The organism is Gryllotalpicola reticulitermitis, from assembly GCF_042651345.1.
Taxonomy (GTDB): Bacteria; Actinomycetota; Actinomycetes; order Actinomycetales; family Microbacteriaceae; genus Gryllotalpicola; species Gryllotalpicola reticulitermitis.
The window spans coordinates 474,136-490,021 of record NZ_JBHSCN010000002.1 but is presented as its reverse complement, the minus strand read 5'-3'; the positions used below and the strand labels follow the sequence as shown (position 1 = coordinate 490,021).

Sequence of the window (15,886 nt, the reverse complement as noted above, 5' to 3'; positions counted from 1 at the left end):
CCGGTCACGGCCTGGATACGCTTAGATCCGTGCACTCTCCAGCCTGGTTGGTGCTGGTGGCGTTACTCGCGGGAGCCGTCATCGGCGGCGGCTTCGTCGCCATCCTGTCCCTCGCCCTCCGTCGTAGTCGTCAGGCAGTCCAAGTGAGCAGCAGCGGTGTGCCCGACGGGGTCGACCAGGTTCTCGATGCGATGGACTCCGCCGGCATCGTGGCGGATGCCTCCCTCAACGTCGTGAAGGCGACTGCGAAGGCCTTCGCCCTCGCGCTCGTCTCGAACGCGCGGCTCACGTACCCCGAGCTGATCGACATCGTGGAGCGGGTCCGTCGTACCGGCGCGCTCGTCGACGTCGAGCTCGACCTGCAGCGCGGCCGGTTCAAGGACGCGTCGCTTCGCGTACACGTCCGCGCCTCGCTCCTCGGCAGCCGCTTCGTGCTGCTTCTGATCGAGGACCGCACCGAGGCGTATCGTCTCGAGGCCGTTCGCCGCGACTTCGTCGCGAACATCAGCCATGAGCTGAAGACGCCGATCGGCGCGATCGGCCTCCTATCGGAGGCGCTCCACACCGCGGCCGACGACCCCGAGCAGGTGCGGATGTTCGCCGAGCGGCTCAGCGTCGAGTCCACCCGCATCGCGCGCCTCACGCAGGACATCATCGAGCTGTCCCGCCTGCAGGCGGTCGACGCGATCGCGAACGCGGAGCGCGTCGAGATCGATCATGTGATCGCGGCGGCGGTCGACCAGAACCGGGTCGAATCGGATGCCCACGCGATCGAGCTCGTCGCGGGCGCACCGACCGGCGCCGTGGTCTATGGGGATCCGAAGCTGCTCGTCACCGCTGTCGACAACCTGATCTCGAACGCGATCCGCTATTCGCCCGACAGCTCGCGCATCGGCGTCGGCTCGCGCGCCGCCGACGGCGTCGTCGAGATCGCGGTCACCGACCAGGGCGAGGGAATCCCCGAGGCGGACCAGGCGCGCATCTTCGAGCGGTTCTTCCGGGTCGACCAGGCCCGCAGCCGTACCACCGGCGGAACAGGCCTCGGGCTTTCCATTGTCAAACATGCCGTGCAGAATCACGGCGGAGACGTTCGTGTCTGGTCGCAGCCCGGAATGGGCTCGACGTTCACGATCCGCCTGCCCGAAGCCGACCAGCCGGCCACCGCGCTGCAGTCGTCGGCATCACAGGCATCCGCCCGACTTCAAGGAGATCAAAACACGTGACCCGCCTTCTTCTCGTCGAGGACGAGCCGTCCCTGTCCGCCCCGCTCGCCTTCCTGCTGCGCCGCGAGGGATATGACGTCGACATCGCCGAGACCGGCCCTGAAGCGCTCGCCTCCTGGGAGCGCGACGGTGCCGACCTGATCCTGCTCGATCTGATGCTGCCGGGCATGCCCGGCACCGAGGTCTGCCGTGAGATCCGCAGCCGTTCGAACGTGCCGATCATCATGCTGACCGCCAAGGACTCGGAGGTCGACATCGTGGTGGGGCTCGAGCTCGGGGCCGACGACTACGTGACCAAGCCGTACTCCAGTCGTGAGCTGCTCGCGCGGATCCGCGCCGTGCTGCGACGCCGTGTCGAGCCGGAGCTCGTCGACGACGGCGTGCTCGAAGTCGGCGATGTCCGGATGGACGTCGACCGTCACACGGTCGCCGTCAAGGGCGCCGACACCCCGATGCCGCTCAAGGAGTTCGAGCTGCTCGAGCTCCTGCTGCGCAACGCGGGCCGTGTGCTCACCCGCGGTCAGCTCATCGACCGCGTCTGGGGCAGCGACTACTTCGGCGACACGAAGACCCTCGATGTGCACATCAAGCGCATCCGCAGCCGGATCGAGCCGAACCCGTCGGAGCCGCGCATGCTCGTCACCGTGCGCGGGCTCGGCTATCGCTTCGAGAGCGAGTAGCCGGCGCGGCCGAGCCGCGCACAAGCGCAAAAAGAAGGGCGGATGCCGGTGGCACCCGCCCTTCTGCGTTCGAGTCGGGGTCTAGCCCGCCGGCGTGGCGCTCGGCGTCGAGCTGTCGGTGGGGGCGGCCGACCCGGCGACCCCGGTGGAGTCCGTCGGGGCCGGCGTCGGCGTGAGCGTCGAGTTGATCCCGAAGTCGCCGGTGAGCACCGGCAGCTTCAACGTGACGCCGCTCGCGCTGCCGTAGCTGAAGAACACCGGGAGGAGCGAACCCGGCGTCGCGCTGAGGTCGCTCCACTGCAGTTGCTGCTGCGGGCCGATGACCGTGGGGTCGCCCTGGCCGACGTGCAGGCTCTGCGTGTCGCTCGCCGAGGCGTTCGGCTGGATGCTCACGGTCTGGCCGGAGGTGCCCGAGTTCACGAACGTCGCAATGAGCGCCACCTGGTTGCCCTGCGCAACGAAGTACGCGTTGCGGATGTGAATGCTGCCGACGTCGCCCTGGACGCCGAACGCGGTGGGCTGGCTGATTCTGGTCGTCTCCTGCGGGGCGAGGAACCCGCACCCGGCGGTGCCGATGGCCACGCCGATGGCCAGGACGACGGATGCTGCGACGCGCGCCTTCACCAAGAACCTCCGTGAAAAATTCTTCGCATGCGGGCGGGCCGTGGTCTGACCTGGTGCGCCCTCAGATGCGGTTCGAGCCTAGCGTATGCCCGCTCGGCGACCCGTCCGGGCCGCCCTCCGCGCGGATCGTGAGCAAGGCTCGCCGTGATAAACTGGAAGACGCTGAAGGGACTACCATTTATGCTTTTCGAGGTTGGCGAGACCGTCGTTTACCCCCACCATGGTGCAGCTACGATCACCGAGGTCAAGAAACGGATCATCAAGGGCGAAGAGAAGGTCTACCTCAAGCTCAATGTCACTCAGGGCGACCTCACGATTGAGGTTCCGGCCGAGAACGTCGACCTGGTCGGCGTGCGTGATGTGATCGGCAAAGAGGGCCTCGATCGCGTGTTCGAGGTGCTGCGTGCTCCCTTCACGGAAGAGCCGACCAACTGGAGCCGTCGATACAAGGCGAACCTCGAGAAGCTCGCCTCCGGCGATGTGATCAAGGTCTCCGAGGTCGTGCGCGACCTGTGGCGCCGCGACCAGGACCGCGGTCTCTCGGCCGGTGAGAAGCGCATGCTCGCCAAGGCTCGTCAGATCCTCATCTCCGAGCTGGCGCTCGCCGAGAAGACGAACGAAGAGAAGGCGTCGAGCGTGCTCGACGAGGTGCTGGCGTCCTAAGACGCCGCAGCGTCCGAGCTCCGCGTCCCTGACGTGACCACCCACCGTCTCGCCGTCATCGTCGTCGCGGCGGGCAGCGGCGTGCGCCTCGGCGCGGGTGCGCCGAAGGCGTTCGTGCCGCTCGGCGGCAGCTCGATCCTCGAGCACGCATTGCATGCCGTCGCCGGAATGGCCCAGCCGCCTCGAGTGATCGTCGTCGTGCCGGCAGACCGTTGCGCGGAGACGCAGCGCGTCGTCGAGCGCGTCATCGGCACGGGCGAAGTCATCGCGGGCGGCCCGACGCGCCAGGCATCCGTCGCCGCCGGCTTGCGGCTGATCGGCGACGCCGACATCGTGCTGGTGCACGACGCGGCGCGGGCGCTCACGCCCTCCGCGCTGTTCGATCGCGTCGCCGACGCGGTCGCCGCCAGTGGGAACGGCGCCGTTCCCGGCGTGCCGGTCGCCGACACGATCAAGCGCACGAGCGCCGGCGGCGCGATCGTGGCGACCGTCGACCGTGCCGAGCTGTCCGCCGTTCAGACGCCGCAAGGCTTTCCCGCCGGGCAGCTGCTCGCCGCGTACGCGGCCGCCGAGCGCGAGGTCACCGACGACGCTCAGCTCATCGCCGATGCCGGCCACCCCGTGGCGATCGTCGAGGGCGACCCGCTCGCATTCAAGATCACGACCGCGTGGGACCTGCGGCGTGCCGAAGACCTGCTGCGCACGACAGCCCTCACGCGCATCGGCGTCGGCACCGACACGCATGCGTTCGCCGAGAACACCGTCGAGCCCCTCTGGCTCGCGTGCCTCGAGTGGCCCGGCGAACGTGGTCTCGCGGGCCACAGCGACGGCGACCCGGTCGCGCACGCCATCGTCGACGCGCTGCTGTCGGCCGCGGGCCTCGGCGATATCGGCACTGTGTTCGGCACGAGCGATCCCCGCTTCGCCGGTGCGCACGGATCGGTCTTCCTTGCGGAGGTGCGGCGCATGCTGGAGCACGCCGGCTGGCGCGTCGAGAACGTCTCGGTGCAGCTGATCGGCAATCGTCCGCGCTTCTCGGCGCGGAAGGAGGAGGCGGAACGGACCGTGTCCGAGCTCCTCGGCGCGCCCGTGTCGATCTCGGCGACCACCACCGACGGCCTCGGCTTCACCGGCCGCGGCGAAGGCGTCGCGGCGATCGCCACCGCACTGGTCGCGAGGTGACGCCGTGGGCGAGCAGTTGCACCCCGCGCTCTCGCAGCTGCTCGTCGCCTACCTGATCGAATTCGACAACGCGGTCGAGGGCTGGCTGCCGCATCGCACGAGTGCCTTCGGCGAGGGCGGGCCGCCGTCGCCCGCACCGCGGGGCGGGCATCCGTTTCGCCGGCCCTGGCTCGTGTCGGTGACGACATGGCAGAACCTGCTGCGTTTCCTCGGCGACGGCGGCCTGCCGACCGCCGCGGCTCGCGCCGCTTCCGTCGACCTCGCCGGCGTGCGCCGCTGGGGCTACGTGCGCGAGGAGGACGATCGGGTCGTACTCACCTGGGCCGGGAAGATGGCGCACCGGATCTGGTCGGAGCTCGAGCCGGCGATCGAGCGCAGGTGGCTCGAGCGGTTCGGCGCCGAGCGCATCGCTGCGCTCCGCGCGGGCCTCGAGCCGTTCGCGGCGTCGATGACCATGCGCACGCCACGCGGTCTGCCGCAGCTCGGCTTCGGGAACGGCGGTCGCGCGAGCACGCCGGCGGGGCTCGAGCCGGCGCCGCCGGTCAGCGCAGGCGAACTCGACCTCGGCACGCTGCTGGCCCGCGGCGTCCTCGCCTCGACGCTCGCGTACGAGAGCGGTGCCGAGCTGTCCGCCGTGCTCGGCTTCGATCTGATCGAGCCGGTGTCTGAGGCCGGGGGAGAGCTCACCCGCTCGCAGCTCGTCGCGGCCAGCGGGCTGTCCACTGAAGCGGTCACGGCCTTCGGCGGCGGCCTGGTGCGCAGCGGATACCTCGCCGAGCACCGTGCGGGGAGGGCGGTCGCGTTCACGATGACCGCGCGCGGCGCGGAAGCCGCCGCACGGCACTCCGAGCACGCCCTCATCGCGGACGCGGTGTTCGGCGCGACCCTGGGCGCCGACGCGGCCGCTCGACTCAGCGCCGTCGTGGCAGACATCCGCTCGGACACCGCCGCACTGCGGCAGACCCTCGAACCGCCGCGTGGCGCGTGGCGCTCGCGGCCGCCCTACGCGGCTCGGACCGCGGTGCTGCTCGATGACCCCGCCGCGCGCCTGCCTCGCCAGGCCGCCGTGACCCATCGCGGCGGCTTCCCCGATGGCGCTTAGCGCCGCCGCCGCAGTGACCGCCTGCGCTGGTTCCGTAAACTCGTCGAGTGACCATTCGCCTCTACGACACGCGAGCCCAGGCCCTGCGTGACTTCGTCCCGCTCGTCGAGGGGAAGGTCGGAATCTACGTGTGCGGTCCGACGGTGCAGTCGTCGCCGCACATCGGTCACGTGCGCAGCGCTCTCGTCTACGACATCCTGCGCCGCTGGCTCAACTACCGCGGCTTCAACGTGACGCTCGTTCGCAACGTGACGGACATCGACGACAAGGTGCTGCTCAACGCGGCGGCCGACGGCAAAGAGGCGTGGTGGGCGCTCGCGTATCGCGTCGAGCTCGAGTTCACCGCCGCCTATCGGGCCATCGGGGTGCTGCCGCCGACGTACGAGCCGCGCGCGACGGCGAACATTCCGCAGATGCAGGAACTGATCGCCCGCCTGATCGACGCGGGGCGCGCGTATACGGCGGCCGATGGCTCCGGCGACGTCTACTTCGATGTGCGCAGCTGGCCCGAGTACGGCGCCCTCAGCCACCAGTCGATCGACGACATGCAGGAGGCGCCCGACGCCGACCCGCGCGGCAAGCGCGATCCGCGCGACTTCGCGCTGTGGAAGGGCCGCAAGGAGGGCGAGCCCGAGTCGGCGGCCTGGGCGAGCCCGTGGGGCCCGGGCCGGCCCGGCTGGCACATCGAGTGCTCGGCGATGTCCGCGCGCTACCTCGGCCCGAGCTTCGACATTCATGGCGGCGGCCTCGACCTCCGCTTCCCGCACCACGAGAACGAGCTCGCGCAGTCGACGGGCGCCGGTGACGGCTTCGCGCGGTACTGGGTGCACAACGGCCTGATCCACGTGAACGGGCAGAAGATGTCGAAGTCGCTCGGCAACTCGCTCTACGCCGCTGAACTGCTCGGGGCCGCCGCGCCGATCGTCGTGCGCTACGCCCTCGGCCAGGCGCACTACCGGTCGACCATCGACTACACCGACCGCTCGCTCGCGGAGGCCGAGGCGGCACTCGACCGCATCGAGGGGTTCCTCACCCGCAGCGCCCGGCGCCTCGAGGGCACGCGGTTCACCTCCGATGAGCTGCCCATCATCCCCGACGAGTTCGCCGAGGCGATGGACGACGATCTCTCGGTGCCGCAGGCGCTCGGGGTGCTGCACGAGACCGTGCGCGAGGGAAACACTGCTCTCGATGCAGAGGATCTCCAGACTGCAGCATCCGCTCGTGGCAAAGTTGTTGCGATGTCGCAGGTGCTCGGGCTCGACCCGCTCGCCCCCGAATGGACGCGCTCGCATGACACCGCCGCACGCGCGGCGCTCGATGCGCTCGTCACCCGCCTGCTTGACGACCGTCAGGCCGCACGCGGCGCGAAGGACTACGCCGCAGCCGACCGGATCCGCGACGAGCTCGTCGCGGCCGGCATCACGATCGAAGACACCCCGACCGGGGCCCAGTGGACGATCGAAGACTAGAGAGCTTCTAAGGGGAATCGCACATGGCTAGGCAGCAGCGCGCGGGCGCGGTCCGCAAGGTGAAGAAGGGCTCGGTCGGCAAGGGGTCAGGCGGCCGGGGGCGCCAGGCGCTCGAAGGCAAGGGCCCGACCCCCAAGGCCGAGGAGCGCGAGTACCACCCCGCCTACCGCAAGAAGGTGCTCGCCGAACGCGCCGCAGCGAAGCGTGGCGGCCAGCCCGGCGCTCGCTCCAACACCGGCGGCGGCTCGACGCAGCGCCGCGCGAAGAGCGACGACACCGAACTCGTGACCGGGCGCAATTCGGTGGTCGAGGCGCTGCGGGCCGGCATCCCGGCCACGACGCTGTACATCGCGGCGCGCACTGAGATGGACGACCGCGTGAAGGAGGCGCTCTCGACCGCCACGCATCGCGGCATCCCCGTACTCGAGGTGATGCGTCCCGAACTCGACCGCATGACCGGGCGGGATGCGGTGCACCAGGGCCTCGTGCTGAAGGTGCCGCCCTATGAGTACGGTCACCCGGGTGAGCTCCTCGACCTGACGATCCGCAAGGGCCTGACCCCCCTCTTCGTCGCCCTCGACGGGGTCACCGACCCGCGCAACCTCGGCGCGATCATCCGATCGACGGCGGCGTTCGGCGGTCAGGGCGTCATCGTGCCCCAGCGCCGCTCGGCTGGCGTGAACTCGGCGGCGTGGAAGACGTCCGCGGGCGCGCTCGCCCGTACGCCGGTCGTCATGGCGTCGAACCTGACGGCGACGCTCAAGGAGTTCAAGAAGGCCGGCGTGTTCGTCATCGGCCTCGACGGCGGCGGCGACACCGAACTGTACGGTCTCGAGCTCGCCGACCGGCCGATCGTCGTGGTGGTCGGGTCCGAAGGCAAGGGGCTGTCCCGCATCGTCACCGAGACCTGCGACGCGGTGGTGTCGATCCCGATCGACGGCATCGAGTCGCTCAACGCCTCGGTCGCGGCATCCGTCGCCCTGTACGAGATCTCGAAGGTCCGCGCCCAGCGCTGACCGAGCGCGGCGCGCTCACCGCGGCCGCGCCACCGGGCCGGATCACTTCGAGCTGATACCGCGGAAGACGTTCGGGTAGTTCGTCAGCCAGGTCCAGTGCGAGATCGGCCAGGTGATCACGAACGCGCGCCCGACCACGTCCTTCTCGGGCACGAAGCCGCCGCTCGGAAGGTCGGTGTGCATGCTGGAGTCCGCGGAATTCCCGCGATTGTCGCCCAGGACCCACAGGTCGCCGGGCGGCACCGTCACGTCGAACGCGTGCGAGTCCGTGTCGCCCGGCTCGACGCGCGACGCGACGAACGGCTCCTTGAGCGGCGTGCCGTTGACCGAGACCTGCCCCAGGGCGTTGCAGCACACGACGTGGTCGCCGGGTACGCCGATCACGCGCTTCACGAGGTGGTCATCGCTGTCGGCGGTTCCGAGACCGATGAAGGTGAGGAAATCGCCGACCCCGCGGGCGAGCGGATTCTTGGCCGTCGCAGCCGGGGCGGTGTCATCGGGCCCGAGCCAGTCGCCCGGGTCGGTGAAGACGACGATGTCGCCGCGATGCACCGGGATCAGCTTCGGCTCGAGCTCGTTGACGACGATCCGGTCGTTGACCATCAGCGTGTCTTCCATCGACGGCGACGGAATGTAGAACGACCTGATCAGGAACGTCTTGATGAGGAACGACACCAGCAGGGCGACGACGACGATGACGATGATGTCGCGCACGAACACCCATGCGGAGCGCCCGGCGCTGCGCTGGGGAGAGGCCGTGGTCGGTCTCTCGGCAGCGTCCGTCGTGCTCTCAGTCATGTCGCCCCCGTCCAGGGCGCGCATTACCGAGCAGGGCCCCGGCTCAGTCTAGGTAATCCCGAGCGGTGATAGACGCACGTCTATCGTGCGTGCCGCGCATGCGGGCGACTACCTCTCTGTATCGAGGTCGTCGGCCAGCGACATCGAGAGGGACATCGTCTCCGTCGGCGGCGCGAAGACCGTGGCCTCGTCGCGCCGATGCCGCAGCACATTGTCGATGTAGCTGGTGAGCGCCTCGGCGAGAGGCACATCACGCCCCTGCTCCTGCGAGATGAACCAGCGGTGATCGAGCAGCTGGTGGAAGACCTCGGCGGGCTCGAGCTTCCCGCGGAGCTCGGCGGGGATCGCGGCGACGACCGGCTCGAAGACACGGCGCAGCCACTGGTGGGCGGTCGCCTCGTCGTCTGGGTCGGCCTTGCCGCGGGTCGCGGCGTACGAGTCGAGGTCGTTGAGCAGGCGGCGTGCCTGATTCTCGCCGGCATCGAGGCCGGTGAGCCGCAGCAGCCGACGCTGGTGGTGGCCGGCGTCGACGACCTTCGGCTGGATGCGCACGGTCGTCCCGGCGTCGTTCGTGTTGATGGTGAGTTCGCCGATGTCGAAGCCGAGGTCGTTGAGACGCTCGACCCGCTGCGCGATGCGCCACCGGTCGGACGCGGCGAAGGACTCGGCGCCGGTCAGCTCCTGCCAGAGCTCGCGGTACTTCTCGATGATGCCGTTCGCGATGGCGACCGGGTCGAGCTCGGGCGCAGCTTTGCCACCGGCCTCGATGTCCATCAGCTCGCCTGCGATGTTGACGCGCGCGATCTCGAGGTCGTTCTCACGCTGGCCGTTGGACAGGCCGGCTTCGTGGAGCTGACCGGTCTCGGCGTCGACGAGATACGCCGCGAAGGCCCCGGCGTCGCGACGGAACAGCGTATTGGAGAGCGAGACGTCGCCCCAGTAGAAGCCCATGACATGCAGCCGCACGAGCAGGACCGCCAGCGCGTCGACGAGACGCGTGGCCGTGTCCGGTCGGAGCGTCTGAGAGAACAGCGCGCGATACGGCAGCGAGAACTTGAGGTGCCGCGTCACGAGCACGGTCGGCAGTTCGTTCCCCGACGTGTCCGTGCGATTGGAGATGATCGCGATCGGCTCGACCGACGGTACGTCGAGCCGCTGCAGCGTGCGCAGCAGTTCGTATTCGTGCCGCGCCATCTCGGTCGTCGTCTCCTTGACGGCGACGACGTAGCCGCTCAGATTGGCGAAGCGCACGAGGTGGCGGCTGATGCCTTTGGGCAGCTGGGCGATGTACTCCGACGGCCACTCGTCGAGCGGCAGACTCCACGGCAGGTCGAGCAGCGCGGGTTCGACTGTCGCCGCCGTGATGCTGACGGATCCGGATCCGGCCACGTGGTCCTTTCGAGCTGGGGAATCGCGAACGAGAGAAGCCGAAGGCCGCGGCCCCACAGGGAACCGCGGCCTCCAGGCATCCGTTGCCGGCTAGTCGGTGACAGCGCCGCCGAGACGCTCGCCCGACTCGGTGTCGAAGACGTGCACGTGGCCGACCTTCGGCGTGATGTAGACGGTGTCGCCGAGGTTCGGGTGGTGGCGGCCGTCGACGCGGCCGACGATGTCGATGCGCTTCTCGTTGACCTCGGTGTGGCCGTAGAGGTAGCCGTCGGCGCCGAGCTCCTCGACGAGGTCGACGGTCACTCGCAGACCGGCCGACTCGCCGACGTTCACGACGACGTCTTCGGGGCGCACACCGATCGTGACCTGGGTGGCCGAGCCGACCGTGGCACGGTCGACGGGGACGACGGTGGTGCCGAATTTGACGCCGCCTTCGGTGACGTCGGCGGCGAACAGGTTCATCGCGGGCGAGCCGATGAACCCGGCCACGAAGATGTTGTTCGGGTGGGCGTACAGCTCACGCGGCGTACCGACCTGCTGCAGCACCCCGTCCTTCAGCACCGCGATGCGGTCCCCCATCGTCAGCGCCTCGGTCTGGTCGTGGGTGACATACACCGTGGTCACCCCCAGACGCCGCGTCAACGACGCGATCTGCGTGCGGGTCTGCACCCGCAGCTTCGCGTCCAGGTTCGACAGCGGCTCGTCCATGAGGAACACCTGCGGGCTGCGCACGATCGCCCGGCCCATCGCCACACGCTGACGCTGACCACCGGAGAGCGCCTTCGGCTTGCGGTCCAGATACGGCTCCAGGTCCAGCATCTTCGCCGCCTCACGCACCCGCTGGTTGCGTTCCTCCTTGTTCACCCCCGCGATGCGCAGCGCGAAGCCCATGTTCTCCGCGACCGTCATATGCGGGTACAGCGCATAGTTCTGGAACACCATCGCAATGTCACGATCCTTCGGCGGAACATCCGTGACATTCCGGTCGCCGATGAGGATGTTGCCGCTGTTGACCTCTTCAAGACCAGCAAGCATGCGGAGGGCGGTCGACTTGCCGGAACCCGAGGGCCCGACGAGAACCAGGAACTCGCCGTCTGCGACGTCGAGGCTCAGAGCGTCGACAGCCGCGATGTTCGAACCCGGGTAGATCCGGGACGCGTTGTCGTACGTAACAGTTGACATGGCGTTATGTCTCCTTCACCGGCAGGTACGTGCCGGACGATCCGTAGTGAATGGATGTTGTAACCACCGGGGCCTGACGACATCGGCAGCGCTCTCATGTTACGCCATGCATCGCTCGGCTAGCATCGATCAGTCACCCACAGAATCGAGGACTATGACTGACGAGTCGCCGAGCGGAATCCGCCCGTCGAACGACGCCAGGAAAGCGGCCCGCGACAAGGCGCGCGCCCTGCGTCGGTCGCAGCGCAGGAAGGACCGCCGCAATCGCGTGCTCTTCCGTTCCAGCCTCGTCGTCGTGCTCGTCGCCGTCGTCGCGATCGTCGCGTTCGTGATCGTCAGTTCGATTCGCCCCCCGCACGCCGGCCCCGCCAACATGGCGAGCGACGGCGTGCTGATCGGCCAGGGGCTCAAGGCGGAGCGATCGCCCGCCCGCGCGGCCGACGCGAAACCCAGCCCGCACCCGCTCGACACGACCGGCCAGGTGGTCAACATCGTCGCGTACGTCGACTATCTGTGTCAGTACTGCGGCGAGTTCGATCGGACCAACGGCGAGCAGATCGGCAAGCTCGTCTCGTCGGGCGCGGCGACGCTCGAGATCCACCCGCTGCCGTTCTATGCGAACCGCTCCGCTCAGGGCACCCAGTACTCGTTGCGGGCTGCCAATGCGGCGGCGTGCGTGGCGAACTACGCGCCCGACAAGTTCTTCGACTTCAACCGGCTGATGTTCCAGCACGAACCCAGTCAGACCAGCGCCGGCTTGTCCGACAGCCGGATCGCCGGCTATGCAGAGCAGGCCGGCGCCACCTCCATGAGTCGTATCCGCTCGTGCATCCACGACCGGACCTACGCCGACTGGACGCAGAGCGCACTGAACCGGGCGTCCACGGGCCCGCTGCCGAACTCGAACGTGAAGAAGGTGACGGCCGACAACCTGCCGCTCGTCCTGGTCGACGGGCAGCAGTTCACGGGCTCCGTGACGGATGCCTCCGACTTCCGTGCCTTCATTCAGCAGGCGCAGGCCGAGCAGTACACGACGCCGACTCCGACGCCCACGGCCACGGTGACCCCCGCCTCCTAGGGCGGCGGCACGGTCGGCACATTCCCGCGCGGGCATCCGTAGATTGAGAAGATGGCACACATGCTGAAGGCTCAACGCGCCGTCGCCGGTTCCCGCATCATCGGCCTCGGGCACTATCAGCCCGCACGTGTGCTGACGAACGACGAACTCGCGTCGATGGTCGACACCAGCGACGAGTGGATTCGTACGCGCACCGGCATCATCGAGCGCCACATCGCCGCTGACGGCGAGGGCGTCGGCGAGATGGCGACCGAGGCCGCGCGCGCGGCGATCGCCGATGCCGGTCTCGACGTCGACGGCGTGGGCATGATCATCGTCGCCTCGACCTCCGTCATGGACCACAGCCCGAACATGGCCGGCCGCGTCGCCGCCGCGCTCGGAATGACGAACAACCCCGTCATCATCGACATCAACACGGCCTGCTCGGGCTTCGAGCACGGCGTGGCCGTGGCCGACGCCGCGATCCGCGCGGGTCAGGTCGAGCGGGTCGTCGTCATCGGCTCCGAGAAGCTGTCGCAGATCACCGACTGGACGGACCGCACCACCTGCGTGCTGTGCGCCGATGGCGCCGGTGCGTTCGTGCTCGAGGCCACCGACGACCCCGGCGTCGGGCCGGTCGTGTGGGGCTCCGAGCCCACGATGTCGCGGGCCGTCATCGTCGAGGAGGAGAGCGGCAACAAGTTCACGCAGGACGGGCGGATGATTCTGCGCTGGGCGATGTCGAAGGCATCCGAAATCAGCCGCTCGGCCGTCGAGGCCGCGGGCCTGACCATGGACGACGTGCAGGTCTTCGTTCCGCATCAGGCCAACCTGCGCATCATCGAGCCGCTCGCCGAGCAGCTCGGGCTCACCGATCGCACGGTGGTCACCGACGTGCAGGTCTCGGGCAACACCTCGGCCGCGTCGATTCCGCTCGGACTGTCCAAGTGGTGGCATGAGGGGCGCATCCCGTCGAACGCCCCGACGCTGCTGTTCGGCTTCGGCGGCGGGTTCGCGTACGCGAGCCAGGTCGTGCTCACCCCGAACCGGAAGCCCTGACGCGGTCCCGTACGATTGCTCACGGCGGGACACCGCTGCGCCGGCTTAGCTCATCAGGCAGAGCGCCGATCTTGTAAATCGGAGGTGAGGGGATCGAGACCCCTAGCCGGCTCCATGCTGGTAGCGCGTGGGAGCGCGCCTGTCAAGGGGATTTCTTAAGGCGTGGGGGCCCCGTAACTTGTTAGTTGTTGAGGCGGCCCCAGGGGGACCGGTTGACGTCAGAGAGCATCGCGAGTCGGTGCCGCAGCTTTGCTGTTGAGAGGGCGCTCCGGCTGGGGAGGATCCGTCTTGAGCGCCCCGCGCTATTCGGGTTGGTGCGGGGCGCTCCACTCGTTAAGGGCTGCATCTTCTTAAGCCGGCAGGCTCGTGAGCGGGCGAGTGATGAGTCGCGTGGAGTGACAGTTCGCCCCGCGTGCTAGCTGTTCGCGCGCCGCGCCGCGATCGGCTCGGGCAGACCGAGCCACCATTCGGGCCCCGACGCGAGGACCACCTGCGCGTACCGGCGCACATCGTCGAGCTCGTCGCTGTTGATCCAGGCGAAGAACGAGGCGGTCGCGCCGGACGATGCGTATGCCAGTGACATCCGGCGCACGGCATCCGTCATCGGTCGCAGTTCCGCCGGCACGATCTCCGGATGATTGTCGAGGTGCGTCTCGATGACCTGGCGCGCTGCCGCGTCGATGAGTGCGGTCAGCCGTGCCCCGCTCTTGCTGCCGGGCGCCTGACGGTAGATGGCGGCGTGGTCGCGCATGTGCTCCATCACGGCCATCGCCGGCGCCAGGAAGACGCTGTCGGCGCTGCCGAGAGCGACGGGCATCGCCAGGTAGCCCGACACCGAGGTGGTGAGCTCGGTCTCGAGGGCCATGCAGAGCAACTCGACCGGGTCCGCGGAATGCCGGTAGAACGTGTCGCGGCTCACCCCGGCGGCGGCGGCGACCTCGGTGACTGTCAGGTCGTCGATGCCTTTCTCCACGGCAAGACGGTAGACGGCATCGGTGAGCGCGCTGCGGGAGCGGCGGGTGCGGGCATCCATACGCTGTTCACCCTATGTCACATCTGGGGTAAATACGCGACAGGTGTCCTATAGACAGCGCGACAACTGTCCGATATCGTATCTGACAGTTGTCGCGTAGTGGCAGTGTCACCTTTCCTGACAGGAGGCAGATCGCCGTGACTGGTTCTCTCGACATTCCAGACTCGGCCCCCTCGGGGGCGTCCTCGCCGTGGGCGACCCTGCGGCGTCTGATCGGCCTCGATCGCAGCGTGGTCGAGGCGGCACATCCGGCCGCGGCACCCCACCTGGATGCGGCGCAGCGGTCGACCGTCGCCGAACCGCTCGAGGCGGTGCAGCCCGCGGCGGCGGGGCCGGTCGTCGATGTGGCGCCTGCGCCTCACGGTGCGCTGGGACTGTTCCGCCCCACGACGGTGCGCACCCACGCCGAGCTCTTCATGAGCGAGCGGACGGGGGACTGGATTCGCGTCGGCTGCACCTGCTCGGTCGGCGCTGATCACTGGCACGCCGCGCGAGCCGGTTAGCGGAACTGCGGCGGACGCCCGGCTCGGGCATCCGCCACACTGACTCAGCCCTGCGCCTCGACCGAGACGCGCTGCCACTCGTTCCACGTCGCGAGTCGCGCCTCGTAATCGGCTGTGGCGATGGCGAGCGGCGGCTCGCCGAAGAAGATCCGCAAGGGGGGCTCGGCGGCGTCGACGACTTCGAGGATCGGCCCACGGGTCGCACCCGGGGTGCCGCGGCGGTTCGTGGTCGGGCGCTGCGCGCGCCGGGCACGGATCTCGTCGTAGACCGGATTCTCCGCGCTGTGACGAGATGAAGGCCCCGCCCAGTCGGTCTCGAATCCGCCCGGCTCGATCAGAGTGACGTGAATGCCGAAGTCGGCGACCTCCTGCGCGAGCGACTGCGAGAACGCCTCGAGCGCCCACTTCGACGCGTGGTAGGCGCCGATCCCTGGGAAGGCGGTGATTCCGCCGATGCTCGACACCTGGATGATGTGGCCACTGCGCTGCTCGCGCAGCTGGGGCAGCGCCGCCTGTGTCACCCACAGGGCGCCGAAGAAGTTCGTCTCGAGCTGGTCGCGCACGTCCTGCTCGCTGAGCTCCTCGATCATGCCGAAGTGCCCATAGCCGGCGTTGTTGATGACGACGTCGAGGCGCCCGAAGCGTCCGATCGCGGCTGCAACGGCGGCGCGGTCGGCATCGCGCGAGGTGACGTCGAGCTGCAACGGGAGAAAGGTGTCGGGGTACTGCTCGGCCAGGTCGTCGATGTCGGTGAGGCGGCGCGCGGTGCCCGCGACGGAGTCGCCGCGCTCGAGCGCGGCGGTCGCCCATTCACGGCCGAAGCCCTTGGAGGTGCCGGTGATGAACCAGATCTTCGTCATGGAATCGACGCTACGCCGAAGGGGGCGCCGCGCTGACGGCGAACTG

The 15,886-nt window shown here is 69.0% G+C and carries 16 protein-coding genes and 1 tRNA gene; 11 read left to right on the top strand and 6 right to left on the bottom strand.

The window, feature by feature from the left end; all coding sequences use genetic code 11:
• Nucleotides 1-29: 29 nt before the first annotated feature.
• Together ACFOYW_RS02850 and ACFOYW_RS02845 are read left to right on the top strand one after the other, a co-directional pair.
• Nucleotides 30-1,223, top strand: coding sequence for a sensor histidine kinase (locus tag ACFOYW_RS02850; RefSeq protein WP_390227110.1), 1,194 nt, complete (start codon nucleotides 30-32; stop codon nucleotides 1,221-1,223).
• Nucleotides 1,220-1,903, top strand: coding sequence for a response regulator (locus ACFOYW_RS02845; protein ID WP_390227109.1), 684 nt, complete (start codon nucleotides 1,220-1,222; stop codon nucleotides 1,901-1,903). The genes ACFOYW_RS02850 and ACFOYW_RS02845 overlap by 4 nt, the downstream gene beginning before the upstream one ends.
• 81 nt (nucleotides 1,904-1,984) lie before the next feature.
• On the opposite strand, the gene ACFOYW_RS02840 is transcribed toward ACFOYW_RS02845, so the two are convergent.
• Nucleotides 1,985-2,527: a hypothetical protein gene (locus ACFOYW_RS02840; RefSeq protein WP_390227108.1), complete on the bottom strand. Its 543-nt coding sequence runs from the start codon at nucleotides 2,525-2,527 to the stop codon at nucleotides 1,985-1,987.
• Between the two features lie 180 nt (nucleotides 2,528-2,707).
• Here ACFOYW_RS02840 and ACFOYW_RS02835 point away from each other — a divergent pair, with 180 nt between their 5' ends.
• The 5 genes from ACFOYW_RS02835 to rlmB are packed head-to-tail and all read left to right on the top strand — an operon-like array spanning nucleotide 2,708 to nucleotide 7,959.
• The gene (locus ACFOYW_RS02835) at nucleotides 2,708-3,190 is read left to right on the top strand and encodes a CarD family transcriptional regulator (protein ID WP_390227107.1); all 483 of its coding nucleotides are present in this window, start codon (nucleotides 2,708-2,710) and stop codon (nucleotides 3,188-3,190) included.
• 33 nt (nucleotides 3,191-3,223) lie between these two features.
• Nucleotides 3,224-4,372, top strand: a complete 1,149-nt coding sequence (ispD, locus tag ACFOYW_RS02830; protein WP_390227106.1) for a 2-C-methyl-D-erythritol 4-phosphate cytidylyltransferase — start codon at nucleotides 3,224-3,226, stop codon at nucleotides 4,370-4,372.
• 4 nt (nucleotides 4,373-4,376) lie between these two features.
• Complete coding sequence (locus tag ACFOYW_RS02825; RefSeq protein ID WP_390227105.1) at nucleotides 4,377-5,474, top strand: hypothetical protein; 1,098 nt, start codon at nucleotides 4,377-4,379, stop codon at nucleotides 5,472-5,474.
• Between the two features lie 47 nt (nucleotides 5,475-5,521).
• A complete protein-coding gene (gene cysS / locus ACFOYW_RS02820) occupies nucleotides 5,522-6,943 on the top strand; it encodes a cysteine--tRNA ligase (protein WP_390227103.1) in 1,422 nt (473 codons plus the stop codon).
• A gap of 23 nt (nucleotides 6,944-6,966) precedes the next feature.
• A complete protein-coding gene (gene rlmB, locus ACFOYW_RS02815) occupies nucleotides 6,967-7,959 on the top strand; it encodes a 23S rRNA (guanosine(2251)-2'-O)-methyltransferase RlmB (RefSeq protein ID WP_390227101.1) in 993 nt (330 codons plus the stop codon).
• A 42-nt stretch (nucleotides 7,960-8,001) separates the two neighbouring features.
• Here rlmB and lepB read toward each other — a convergent pair whose 3' ends face one another.
• From lepB to ACFOYW_RS02800, 3 genes are all read right to left on the bottom strand, one after another.
• The gene (gene lepB, locus ACFOYW_RS02810) at nucleotides 8,002-8,757 is read right to left on the bottom strand and encodes a signal peptidase I (RefSeq protein ID WP_390227099.1); all 756 of its coding nucleotides are present in this window, start codon (nucleotides 8,755-8,757) and stop codon (nucleotides 8,002-8,004) included.
• Nucleotides 8,758-8,865: 108 nt separating this feature from the next.
• Nucleotides 8,866-10,146, bottom strand: a complete 1,281-nt coding sequence (locus tag ACFOYW_RS02805; RefSeq protein WP_390227097.1) for a DUF4032 domain-containing protein — start codon at nucleotides 10,144-10,146, stop codon at nucleotides 8,866-8,868.
• Between the two features lie 90 nt (nucleotides 10,147-10,236).
• Nucleotides 10,237-11,328: an ABC transporter ATP-binding protein gene (locus tag ACFOYW_RS02800; RefSeq protein WP_390227096.1), complete on the bottom strand. Its 1,092-nt coding sequence runs from the start codon at nucleotides 11,326-11,328 to the stop codon at nucleotides 10,237-10,239.
• 154 nt (nucleotides 11,329-11,482) lie between these two features.
• Here ACFOYW_RS02800 and ACFOYW_RS02795 point away from each other — a divergent pair, with 154 nt between their 5' ends.
• The 3 genes from ACFOYW_RS02795 (at nucleotide 11,483) to ACFOYW_RS02785 (ending at nucleotide 13,559) form a co-directional block, all read left to right on the top strand.
• Nucleotides 11,483-12,406 carry a DsbA family protein gene (locus tag ACFOYW_RS02795; RefSeq protein WP_390227095.1) on the top strand — a complete coding sequence of 308 codons (924 nt, stop codon included), beginning with the start codon at nucleotides 11,483-11,485 and terminating at the stop codon, nucleotides 12,404-12,406.
• A 51-nt stretch (nucleotides 12,407-12,457) separates the two neighbouring features.
• On the top strand, nucleotides 12,458-13,444 hold the full coding sequence (locus ACFOYW_RS02790) for a beta-ketoacyl-ACP synthase III (protein WP_390227094.1): 987 nt from the start codon (nucleotides 12,458-12,460) through the stop codon (nucleotides 13,442-13,444).
• Between the two features lie 39 nt (nucleotides 13,445-13,483).
• Nucleotides 13,484-13,559 (top strand) — tRNA-Thr (locus ACFOYW_RS02785).
• A 300-nt stretch (nucleotides 13,560-13,859) separates the two neighbouring features.
• Here ACFOYW_RS02785 and ACFOYW_RS02780 read toward each other — a convergent pair.
• Nucleotides 13,860-14,477, bottom strand: a complete 618-nt coding sequence (locus ACFOYW_RS02780; RefSeq protein ID WP_390227093.1) for a TetR/AcrR family transcriptional regulator — start codon at nucleotides 14,475-14,477, stop codon at nucleotides 13,860-13,862.
• A 137-nt stretch (nucleotides 14,478-14,614) separates the two neighbouring features.
• Here ACFOYW_RS02780 and ACFOYW_RS02775 point away from each other — a divergent pair, with 137 nt between their 5' ends.
• Nucleotides 14,615-14,980 (top strand): hypothetical protein, encoded by a 366-nt coding sequence (locus ACFOYW_RS02775; RefSeq protein WP_390227091.1) that lies wholly within the window; start codon nucleotides 14,615-14,617, stop codon nucleotides 14,978-14,980.
• Between the two features lie 44 nt (nucleotides 14,981-15,024).
• Here ACFOYW_RS02775 and ACFOYW_RS02770 read toward each other — a convergent pair whose 3' ends face one another.
• Nucleotides 15,025-15,840 carry an SDR family oxidoreductase gene (locus tag ACFOYW_RS02770; RefSeq protein ID WP_390227090.1) on the bottom strand — a complete coding sequence of 272 codons (816 nt, stop codon included), beginning with the start codon at nucleotides 15,838-15,840 and terminating at the stop codon, nucleotides 15,025-15,027.
• Between the last annotated feature and the right edge of the window lie 46 nt (nucleotides 15,841-15,886).